11 protein-coding genes are annotated in these 9178 nt (G+C 66.5%); 4 read left to right on the top strand and 7 right to left on the bottom strand.

Annotated features, from left to right (window positions below; genetic code table 11):
• Positions 1–152, bottom strand: a 152-nt coding sequence (locus tag J9611_RS03810; RefSeq protein ID WP_211877867.1) for an NAD-dependent epimerase/dehydratase family protein, incomplete at its 3' end; no start/stop codon positions are given.
• A 174-nt stretch (positions 153–326) separates the two neighbouring features.
• Here J9611_RS03810 and J9611_RS03805 point away from each other — a divergent pair.
• On the top strand, positions 327–938 hold the full coding sequence (locus J9611_RS03805; RefSeq protein WP_211877838.1) for a hypothetical protein: 612 nt from the start codon (positions 327–329) through the stop codon (positions 936–938).
• A 69-nt stretch (positions 939–1007) separates the two neighbouring features.
• Here J9611_RS03805 and J9611_RS03800 read toward each other — a convergent pair whose 3' ends face one another.
• Together J9611_RS03800 and dapD are read right to left on the bottom strand one after the other, a co-directional pair.
• Positions 1008–1859 carry a hypothetical protein gene (locus J9611_RS03800; RefSeq protein WP_372447756.1) on the bottom strand — a complete coding sequence of 284 codons (852 nt, stop codon included), beginning with the start codon at positions 1857–1859 and terminating at the stop codon, positions 1008–1010.
• Positions 1860–1951: 92 nt separating this feature from the next.
• Positions 1952–2998 carry a 2,3,4,5-tetrahydropyridine-2,6-dicarboxylate N-succinyltransferase gene (dapD, locus tag J9611_RS03795; RefSeq protein ID WP_211877836.1) on the bottom strand — a complete coding sequence of 349 codons (1047 nt, stop codon included), beginning with the start codon at positions 2996–2998 and terminating at the stop codon, positions 1952–1954.
• 148 nt (positions 2999–3146) lie between these two features.
• On the opposite strand from dapD, the gene dapE reads away from it, so the two are divergent.
• Positions 3147–4304 carry a succinyl-diaminopimelate desuccinylase gene (gene dapE, locus J9611_RS03790; RefSeq protein ID WP_211877835.1) on the top strand — a complete coding sequence of 386 codons (1158 nt, stop codon included), beginning with the start codon at positions 3147–3149 and terminating at the stop codon, positions 4302–4304.
• Between the two features lie 56 nt (positions 4305–4360).
• Here the strand turns inward: dapE and J9611_RS03785 are convergent, their stop codons facing one another.
• The 4 genes from J9611_RS03785 to J9611_RS03770 form a co-directional block, all read right to left on the bottom strand.
• The gene (locus J9611_RS03785; protein WP_211877834.1) at positions 4361–5200 is read right to left on the bottom strand and encodes an amino acid ABC transporter permease; all 840 of its coding nucleotides are present in this window, start codon (positions 5198–5200) and stop codon (positions 4361–4363) included.
• Complete coding sequence (locus tag J9611_RS03780; RefSeq protein ID WP_211877833.1) at positions 5197–5847, bottom strand: amino acid ABC transporter permease; 651 nt, start codon at positions 5845–5847, stop codon at positions 5197–5199. Before J9611_RS03780 ends, J9611_RS03785 begins: the two co-directional genes overlap by 4 nt.
• 96 nt (positions 5848–5943) lie before the next feature.
• Positions 5944–6831 (bottom strand): glutamate ABC transporter substrate-binding protein, encoded by an 888-nt coding sequence (locus J9611_RS03775; RefSeq protein WP_211877832.1) that lies wholly within the window; start codon positions 6829–6831, stop codon positions 5944–5946.
• 58 nt (positions 6832–6889) lie between these two features.
• Entirely contained in the window at positions 6890–7645 is a 756-nt protein-coding gene (locus tag J9611_RS03770) for an amino acid ABC transporter ATP-binding protein (RefSeq protein WP_211877831.1), read from the bottom strand.
• Positions 7646–7953: 308 nt separating this feature from the next.
• On the opposite strand from J9611_RS03770, the gene J9611_RS03765 reads away from it, so the two are divergent.
• Positions 7954–8673 carry an LOG family protein gene (locus tag J9611_RS03765; protein WP_372447757.1) on the top strand — a complete coding sequence of 240 codons (720 nt, stop codon included), beginning with the start codon at positions 7954–7956 and terminating at the stop codon, positions 8671–8673.
• 43 nt (positions 8674–8716) lie between these two features.
• Positions 8717–9067 (top strand): DivIVA domain-containing protein, encoded by a 351-nt coding sequence (locus J9611_RS03760; protein ID WP_307857008.1) that lies wholly within the window; start codon positions 8717–8719, stop codon positions 9065–9067.
• Positions 9068–9178: the final 111 nt, after the last annotated feature.

Below are 9178 nucleotides of genomic sequence, written 5' to 3'. Positions count from 1 at the left end.
GCCTTCCCGCTGAGCCCCGCGACCCGCCGCAGCGATTCCTCGCTGGAGTTCACCAGATTGTCGATGACCACGACCTCATGGCCGGCCTCCTGCAGCGACAGGACAGTGTGCGAACCGATGTAGCCGGTCCCGCCAGTAACCAGAATTCTCATGGCTTTACGGTATCCCAAAAACTGCGCCCGTCTTTCAACCCCGGCAGGCCCGCCACGCGTGCCCTGCGGCGAGCCGTGCGGCGAGCCGTGCGCGAAGCCAGGCGGCCAGCCATTAACGTGCTGTAGCTTCAGGAATACACTGGGAATGTACGTCTTGCCAAGGGAGGCAATCGGATGCACCATGCAGGCGGATCTGGCTGGCGGATCACCATGGACACTTCGGGTCCTATGCTCATTGCACTTTACGTTCGAGACGCCGCCGGCCTGGTGACTGCCGGGCATCCTGCCCTCAGCCACGCGGCACCCAAAATCCGCCCCGCGGACCACTCGCACCTGATCGCGGATGTGGGCGGTTTCAGTGCTCTTAAAACCGAATGGGAGGCCTGGTGGGAGCAGCTCCTGAAGGCCTACCCGGAGATGTCCCCGGAGCTGGCCCCGCCGGCTTTCCGGGCCTTCAGCAATTCACCGGCACTGCGGCGGGTGTTGCAGGCGCACTTCGGCGCTGCGCTGATCTGGGCCAGGGAGCGCCGCGGCGAGTATGGGGCACTGGAGGCGGAGCGGGAAGCCAGCGGCGCGGCGCAGGTGCTGGCGGACATGGTGGACGACCGGCTGCTGGAGGTGGGCAGGGCCTCCAACGATTTCGACCTCACCATTATCGAGCTGCCGCTGGCGGAGCCCCGGGCCTGGTATCTGGAGCCGGACAAGATGATCATGAGCCACGAGCTGCTGTCCCAGCCCGAGCTGTTCCGCAGTTATGTGCAGCCCGTGGTGGAGCTCCTGATCTGACGAACATGCCGGCGCCGCTGCCGGCCCCACGCAGGGGCCCGCTACCAGGCGGGAGCTACCGGGCGGGAGCTACTGCTCGGGAGCCCCTGCGACCGTCACGCTGATCTGCCCGGCCTGCGCCCCTGAAGCCTGCCAGCCGTTGCGCGCCTCCCGGCTCCAGCTGTGCCCGTCCGTCTGTACCTCGGTGATGCCGAGCGACTTGGCATTCGCCACGGCCCATTGCGCCACGGCCCAGGCCTGGGTGCCCCCGGCTTCCACCAGCAGCGTCCTGCCGTCCGAAGACGCCGGAACAGCCCCGAAAGCCGCGGCCAGTTCCGCCTGCACCACGGCCGGATCACCGGCAGCGTCGGGGGAACGCAGCGTGCAGTCAAGTCCTGCGGCGCTCTGGCCGCTCAGCGCGGAGGCGAACGCCTTGGCCATCGCCTCGTGCTGGGCGTAGGCGCCCGGGTAGGCGGAGTGCTGGACCCTTTGCGCGGCGTCGGTGAGCTCCAGCGACTGGTAGCCCGAGACCTTCGTCAGTGCATCGTAGAAGGCGTTGCTCGCGTGATAGGGGTCCATCACCTGCTCTGCGGTGCCCCAGCCCTGGGACGGCCGCTGCTGGAACAGGCCGCGGGAGTCGGGACCGGCCTGGTCGCCGTGGCCGATATTGCGCAGTTTGGATTCCTGCATGGCCGTGGCGAGGGCGATGCTGGCTGCCCGGGCCGGCAGCCCCCGCTGCACAGCGACAGCGGTGATCAGGCCGGCGTTCGCGGCCTGGTCGGTGGCGAGTTCGTCGCCCCCGTCGCCGGCGGCCGTGCAGCGTTCGTCTATCAGGGTTTCCGAGCGCTGCAGGAACGCCACCGCGGTGTAGATGCCGCCTGCGACCATCGCAAGGGTCAGCAGGAGCACGATCCGACGGCGCCAACTGCCTCTTCGTGCCACGAAATTACTCCCTCGGGCCCCTCCGGGCCGTTCCATTTCCACGCCGCGTCATCCGCAGGCGGCTTGTCCGCGCCAGGTATCCGGCATCAGCCTTAGTTGGCGTGCAGGTCCTCGTTGAGCTCAACGGTCTGCCCCTTGCGGGGGATGGCCTCCACGGCGCCGGTGGTGGAGTTGCGGCGGAAGAGCAGGTTGGGAACACCGGAGAGTTCCACGGCCTTGACGATCCGGGTGATGTCCTCGCCGTCGGCGTCCTTGGCCCCGGTGACCCGGACGCGCGTTCCGGCCGTCACGTAGAGGCCCGCCTCCACGACGGAGTCGTCGCCGATGCTGATGCCGACGCCGGAGTTGGCGCCGAGCAGGACGCGCTCGCCCACGGCGATTTTTTCCTTGCCGCCGCCGGACAGGGTGCCCATGATCGACGCGCCGCCACCGACGTCGGATCCGTCACCGGTGACGACGCCGGCCGAGATGCGGCCTTCGACCATGGAGGCGCCGAGCGTTCCTGCGTTGAAGTTCACGAAGCCCTCGTGCATGACCGTGGTGCCCTCGGCCAGGTGAGCACCGAGCCGGACGCGGTCGGCGTCGGCGATCCGGACGCCGGACGGGATGACGTAGTCAACCATCCGCGGGAACTTGTCCACGCCGAAGACGGTGACGGCGCCGCGCCGGCGCAGGCGTGCACGGGTCAGTTCGAAGTCCTCGACGGCGGCGGGGCCGAAGTTGGTCCACACCACGTTGGGGAGCTTGCCGAAGATGCCGTCGAGGTTGATGGTGTTTGGCCGGACCAGGCGGTGCGAGAGCAGGTGGAGGCGCAGGTAGGCGTCGGCCGTGTCCGCGGGGGCTTCGTCGAGGTGGATCTGGACGAAGACGACCTTCTGTTCGGTGCCGCGGTCCTGGTCCGCGCCGCTGGCGGCAATGTCGGTCAGGGACTGGTCCGCGTTTTCGACGCCGCGCAGGTTTTCCGCCGCGGTTCCGAGGGCGGGCGCCGGAAACCAGACATCCAGCACGGTGGCTTCACCGTTGCGGGTCGAGACGGTGGCCACCCCGTAGCCGTAGGCAGCGCGGGCGTCGGAACGGGCGTCGGAACGGGCGGCGGAGCGGGAGTCGGCGGGCACGGCGGAAGCAGCGGTTTCAGTCATGGCCCAAGTCTATCGAGAGCGGCCGGGGCGGCTGAAACCGGAGTCGCCCAAGTGACTGGCAGAAGTTGTCGTTTTGCGGCCCCTGAACGACAACTATTGCGGGCCAGACGATATGAAATGAGGGCAGGGCAACGGATAAGGTGGAACCGTGACTGACTCGGACGCTCCTGCCCCGGCCTCTGCCCTTCCCTTGCACGCCCGCCCCCGCCTTGACCTGCGCCAGGATGTTGCCCTCCTCACCGCCGACCTGATCGACTTCAACAGCGTCTCCGGCAACGAAAGGGAGCTGGCCGACGCCGTCGAGCAGGCCCTCCGCACCATCCCGGAACTGGAACTGGTCCGCGACGGGGATTCGATCATCGCCCGCACCAGCCTGGGACGGCGCGAGCGGGTCATCCTGGCCGGGCATCTGGACACCGTGCCGCTGCCTGCCACGGACGGGTCGCTGGGGACCGTGCCCGCCTTCTGGCCCTCAGGGGCGCCCGGCGAAGGCGTCCTCTACGGCCGCGGCGCCACGGACATGAAGGGGGGAGTCGCGGTGCAGCTTGCCCTGGCCGCTGCCCTGTTCGACGGCGGCGCCGCGCCGGACAGGGACGTCACCTTCGTCTTCTACGACCATGAGGAAGTCGAGGCCGCCAAGAGCGGGCTCGGCCGCCTCGTCCGCAACCATGGGGCCCTGCTGGGCGGGGACTTCGCGATCCTGCTCGAGCCCACGGACGGGACGGTGGAGGGCGGCTGCAACGGCACCATCCGCTTCGAAGCGACCACGTCGGGGGAAGCGGCCCACTCGGCCCGCGCCTGGATGGGCAGCAATGCCATCCACGCGGCGGCCCCGATCCTGGCCCGGCTGGCCGCCTACGAGCCCCTGACCGTCGACGTGGACGGGCTCCAGTACCGTGAAAGCCTCAACGCGGTGAAGATCAACGGCGGCACCGCGGGCAACGTCATCCCGGACCGCTGCGTCGTGGAGATCAACTACCGCTTCGCCCCGGACAAGACCCCGGACCAGGCGGAAGCGCATGTGCGCGAACTGCTGGCGGGGTTCGACGTCGTGCGCACCGACAGCGCCGCCGGCGCGCGTCCCGGACTGACGCACCCGGCCGCCGCGTCCTTTGTCGCCGCCGTCGGAGCGGAGCCGAAGCCCAAATACGGCTGGACCGACGTCGCGCGGTTCAGTGAGCTGGGGATCCCTGCGGTGAACTTCGGCCCGGGCGACGCATTGCTGGCGCACAAGGACAACGAGCATGTGGAGGCCGACGCGATCCGCGAATGCCTGCGGGCGCTGCGGACCTGGCTCGCGGCCTGATCTGCTCACGAGGAAGGGCCCGGATCCTGTGGATCCGGGCCCTTCCTGGTCTATGGCTACTTTGCGGCGGTCTCCACGGCTGCAGGCTCAGCCTTGGCAACCCCGCCTGCCGCCTTCGTGGTTCCGCGGCGCTCGATCCAGACTGCGATGCGGGACACGCAAATGTTGATCGCAATGTAGATCGCGGCGGCTACAAAGAAGATCGGGAACAGGAACTGCGTCCCCAGGAAGTCGGCCATGACCTGCACCGCCCGGAGCAGTTCACCGTACGCCACGATGTAGCCCAGGGACGTGTCCTTCAGCAGCACCACGAGCTGGGCCACGAGCGAGGGCATCATACGGCGGACGGCCTGCGGAAGTTCGATGATCATCCGGGACTGGAAGCTGGTCAGGCCCACCGTGAGGCCGGCTTCACGCTGTCCCTTGGGCAGGGACTGGATGCCGGCGCGGATGATTTCCGCGAAGACGGCCGCGTTGTACAGGACAAGTCCAGCCACCACTGCGATGAACTGGTTGGTGCCGAACACCAACAAAACAAAAAACATCATCAGGACAACGGGCATGCCCCGGAGGAATTCCAGCACGATCCGTACGGGTATCCGGATGGCGGCGACGTCGGAAATCCGCAGGAGGCACAGCAACAGCCCCAGGGGGAACGCGATGACTGCTGCCACAGCGGCAGCGCTGAGGGTGGCACCGATGCCGTTCCCGAGCAGCGTCCAGACATCCGCACGGGTGAAGATGGCCCACCGGCGGCCCTCGAAGATTCCCTGCTGTGCCAGGGTGCTGGCGATCCACGCCAGCAAGCCGACGATCAGCAGGGAGCCGATCACGGAACCAATACGTGAAACCCTTCGGGCCTTGGGCCCCGGGACGTCGTATAGAACTGAACTCATCGGGCGATCGCCACCTTTCGTTCGACGGTGCTCGCCAGGATGCCCAGCGGAACGGTGATCAGCAGGTAGAAGAAGGCCACTCCGAGGAGAACGGCCAGCACCTGGTCGCCATTGGCGTTGGCGAGCTGCCGGCCGTAACCGAACAGTTCCAGCACGAAAAAGGCGCCGGCGACGGACGAGTTCTTCACGAGGGCTATCAGGATGTTGATCAACGGCGGAATGACCGTTCTCAGCGCCTGCGGGAGGATGATCAGGGACAGCACCTGGCCGAAGTTCATGCCGATGCTGCGCGCGGCCTCGGCCTGCCCAACGGGAACGCTGTTGACACCGGAGCGGACAGCTTCTGCGATGAAGGCTGCGGTGTAGGCGCTCAGGGCGATGATGGCCGCCACTTCGAACTGCTCAAACTTCACTCCAAGCCTGGGCAGCACGATCGCGGCAAAAAAGAAGGCGATGGTCAGGGGCGTGTTTCGCAAGATTTCCACGTACGCCGTGCTGAATCCCCGCAGGGCCGCCACGGGCGAAACCCTGGCTGCCGCAAGGAGGGTTCCCACAAACAGGGCGATCACCCCGGACACAGTGGACAGGAAAAGTGTTCTGAGAAAGCCGTTCCAGTACAGCGGCAGGTTCTCGATAATGACGTCCATGGGATCCTTCAACTGCGATCGGCGGATTGGAACGGACCGGGGACTGGCGGTTGCCGGCGCTGGCAGGAGCGGGCTCCGGCAACCGCCAGTCCAGGGTCAGTAGCGGTTCAGTGCGGGAAGTTCCGGGGCGGTCTTGATGGCCGAGCCCGCCGTGGCTTCCCAGGCCTTCTTGTAGGAACCGTCCTTGGCGAATGCCTCCAGCTGGTCGTTGATCCAGCCGCGGAAGACGGTGTCCTCCTTCTTCAGGCCGATGCCGTAGGGCTCCTTGGTGAACGTTTGATCCGACGCCAGCTTGAAGGCATCGGGTTCCTTGTCCACGAAGCCGGCAAGAATCACGTTGTCCGTGGTGATGGCTTCGACCTGCTTGTTGCGGAGCGGCTCCAGGCAGGCGGAGTAGGTCGCGGCCGGAACCAGGACTGCTCCGTACTTTTCCACGATGGTGGCGGCAGGGGTGGAACCGGTGACGGAACAGACGTTCTTGCCCTTGACGTCCTCCGGCTTGGTGATGGTGGTGTTGTCCTTGTTCACCATCAGGGCCTGGCCCGCCTCGTAGTAGGGGCCGGCGAAGCCAACCACTTCCTTGCGCTTGTCGTTGATGGTGTAGGTGGCGACAATGATGTCCACCCGGCCCTGCTGGATGAACGGCTCGCGGTTGGCGGAGACAGTTTCAACCCACTCGATCTTGTCAGCAGCGATCCCGAGCTTGGCGGCAATCAGCTTGCCGATCTCGACGTCGAAGCCCACCGGCTTGCCGTCGAGGCCCTTCTGGCCGAACAGCGGCTGGTCGAACTTGGTGCCGATGGTGATCTTTCCTGCGGATGAAAGCTTGGCCATGGTCGTGTCGGCGGCGAAGCTCGGCTTCTCGGCGACAGGCGGGTTGGAGGTGGCGGTGCCGCCGCCGCCGCCGCAGGCGCTGAGGCTCAGCGCCAGAGCCGCGGAGGCAGCAACCAGAAGGGATTTCCTCCTGGACAAAAATGCCTTCATGACATTCCTTTCATTGGACGGCCGCCGTGCGGCGGCCCGGGTGCGAACTCGAGTGGACTCAGTGAGTCAGCAGCTTGGACAGGAAGTCCTTGGCCCGGCTGCTCTTGGGGTTGGTGAAGAATTCTTCGGGCGTCGAGTCCTCGACGATCTGGCCGTCGGCCATGAACACGACACGGTGGGCGGCCTTCCGCGCGAAGCCCATCTCGTGGGTGACCACGATCATGGTCATGCCCTCCTTGGCCAGCTGGATCATGACGTCGAGGACTTCGTTGATCATTTCCGGGTCCAGGGCCGAGGTGGGCTCATCGAAGAGCATTACCTTCGGCTTCATCGCCAGTGCCCGGGCGATGGCCACGCGCTGCTGCTGGCCGCCCGAAAGCTGGGCCGGAAGCTTGGGAGCCTGCTGCCCGACGCCGACGCGTTCCAGCAGTGCCATCGCATCCTTGTCCGCCTGGGCCTTGGCAACGCCCTTGACCTTGATGGGGCCGAGGGTGACGTTTTCCAGGATCGTCTTGTGCGCAAACAGGTTGAAGGACTGGAAGACCATGCCGACGTCGGCCCGCAGCTTTGCCAGTTCCTTGCCTTCTTCGGGGAGTTCCTTGCCGTCGATCCTGATGACGCCGTCGTCGATCGTCTCGAGACGGTTGATCGCGCGGCACAGCGTTGACTTTCCCGAACCCGACGGTCCGATAACAACGACAACCTCACCCTTGCGGACATTCAGATTGATGTCCTTCAAGACGTGCAGCGGGCCGTAATGCTTGTTGACGGCATCCAGGGTGACGAGCGCATCGCCGGGCACTTGAGTAGTCATAAGAAGAATCTAGCGAACATCAGCGCCCTCTGACCGCAATCACTCCCACTTGGTTCAGATCGTGATTCAAGAGATACCTGCACGTCAGGCCGCCGGAGCGCAGCCCCGGACACGCCCCGCGGGCTGCCGGGGAGCGTGTTCCGCGCTAGCCTATGGGCATGAGTACCGATCGGCAGCATGACCAGGACCAAAATCAGGACCGGAACCCCGCCGGGAAGCCGGCGCCCGAAAAGCGCGACACGCCACCGGCAAACGGCATCCGGCACAAGGGTCCGCTGGAGTTGCGGCGCAAACAGGCGAAGGTCACGATGTCGGACCAGACCCTGCTCGACACGAAAGGCCCAGGGCAGTTCGTCCACACCGACCCCTGGCGTGTCCTGCGGATCCAGAGCGAGTTCGTGGAAGGCTTCGGCGCGCTTGCGGACCTCGGGCCGGCCGTGAGCGTCTTCGGCTCCGCCCGCACCCTGCCCGGCAGCGCCAACTACGAACTCGCCGTCGAGATAGGCCGGAGGCTGGCCGAAGCAGGCCTCGCCGTCATCACCGGCGGCGGCCCCGGCTCCATGGAAGCGGCCAACAAGGGCGCGGTCCAAGGCAACGGCGTGTCCGTGGGCCTCGGAATCGAACTGCCCTTCGAGCAGGCCATGAACCAGTGGGTGGACCTGGGCGTCAACTTCCGCTACTTCTTCGCCCGCAAGACCATGTTCGTGAAGTACGCCCAGGGCTTCATCGTGCTGCCCGGCGGGCTCGGAACCCTGGACGAGCTCTTCGAGGCGATGGTCCTGGTCCAGACCCGCAAGGTGACATCCTTCCCGATCGTCCTGTTGGGCACCGCCTTCTGGAGCCCGATGATCGACTGGGTCCGGAGCACTCTGGTGTCCGAAGGCATGGTGGCGGTCGAGGACCTTGATCTGGTGCAGGTGGTGGATGATCCCGCACAAGCGGTCGCGCTCGTCGTCGAAGGTGCCGCCCGCCACCGGAACCCCACCGGCAACACCGGTAACGGCGCCGGCGGCGGCATGCGGGGCTGAACAACCGGGCGCCGTCGGCGCCGACGTCTGGCACGATGGAGCTGTGAGCTTTTTCCTGATCTTCCTGGCGATCGTGCTGATCGGCGTCGCCGTCCTCCTTGGCACCGGCGTGGCGCCGAAAATCTTCCGCAGCGCCCGCGGCGGCGGGCAGCCCTGTGCGGACGGCTTCGATGAGCCGGTTGCCTCGCTGCCGCCGGTGCTCCTCCCGGAGAATGCCGGACCGTCCGACGTCGACCGCCTCCGCTTCGCCGTCGGCCTCCGCGGCTACCGGATGGACCAGGTGGACCAGGTGCTGGACGAGCTGCGCGACCAGATCGCTGCCAAGGACCGGAAAATCGCGGAACTCGTCGAGGAAATGGGGCGCCTGCGAGCCGCAGCGGAGCAGCGGCCGTGAGCAGGGAATCCGCGCACATCCGTGAGGCCTTGAACATCCCCACTCCCGCGGGTACCCCAACACCCGAGGTTACCCCCGGCACCCTGCAGGAGCCGGAAGGAGGAGAGCCCG

The sequence above is a fragment of the Pseudarthrobacter albicanus genome (assembly GCF_018224015.1).
In the GTDB taxonomy this organism is placed as follows: domain Bacteria; phylum Actinomycetota; class Actinomycetes; order Actinomycetales; family Micrococcaceae; genus Arthrobacter; species Arthrobacter albicanus.
This window is presented reverse-complemented; position numbering and strand designations above follow the sequence as displayed.

Coding starts and splice junctions, on each gene's coding strand:
- J9611_RS03805 (WP_211877838.1), top strand. CDS start 327: ATGCACCATGCAGGCGGATCTGGCTGGCGGATCACCATGGACACTTCG.
- dapD (WP_211877836.1), bottom strand. CDS start 2,998: ATGACTGAAACCGCTGCTTCCGCCGTGCCCGCCGACTCCCGCTCCGCC.
- J9611_RS03785 (WP_211877834.1), bottom strand. CDS start 5,200: ATGAGTTCAGTTCTATACGACGTCCCGGGGCCCAAGGCCCGAAGGGTT.
- J9611_RS03780 (WP_211877833.1), bottom strand. CDS start 5,847: ATGGACGTCATTATCGAGAACCTGCCGCTGTACTGGAACGGCTTTCTC.
- J9611_RS03775 (WP_211877832.1), bottom strand. CDS start 6,831: ATGAAGGCATTTTTGTCCAGGAGGAAATCCCTTCTGGTTGCTGCCTCC.
- J9611_RS03770 (WP_211877831.1), bottom strand. CDS start 7,645: ATGACTACTCAAGTGCCCGGCGATGCGCTCGTCACCCTGGATGCCGTC.
- J9611_RS03765 (WP_372447757.1), top strand. CDS start 7,954: ATGTCGGACCAGACCCTGCTCGACACGAAAGGCCCAGGGCAGTTCGTC.